We start from the raw sequence: 439 nt of genomic DNA on the forward strand, positions 1-439 counted from the left end.
TGTGAGGTTGCAGGATGCCGTCGTCGATGAGGGCCGCGGGTCCCCGTCCGGACCTGGCGAGATGAACTGCGAGTTTGGATCCGATGCTTCCGCAGCCGAGGAGCGTCCACGGACGCAGCGCCTGCCCGTCGTCGCCCGCAGCGCGTCGCAGCAATTCGGGTGATATCTCATCTCGGTGCGTGGCGGTCCTGACCAGCTTGCCGCTGCCTGACGAGAGCGCCTCGCCGCCGCGCAATTCCACGACGTAGGGGCATATCTCGATCGGCGAAGTCGTGCCGATCACCTCGAACGGGCGTCGCGCCAACAGAATGACGGCTATCGGCTGCTTCTCCTTCAATTTCGATTGCGAAACCCGCTCCTGCAGGATTCCGAGCTTCGGCTCCAGGAATTCGCGGCAGCCTAGTTCGGCCGCCCGCTTCAAGAGCTCGTCAATCGTCGT

1 pseudogene is annotated in these 439 nt (G+C 64.0%); it reads right to left on the reverse strand.

The features are described 5' to 3' along the window. Positions 1-439 (reverse strand): annotated as a pseudogene (locus KBY19_RS37895) (hypothetical protein); the annotation flags it as partial.

The sequence above is a fragment of the Streptomyces sp. B15 genome, from assembly GCF_018070605.1.
GTDB lineage: Bacteria > Actinomycetota > Actinomycetes > Streptomycetales > Streptomycetaceae > Streptomyces > Streptomyces smyrnaeus.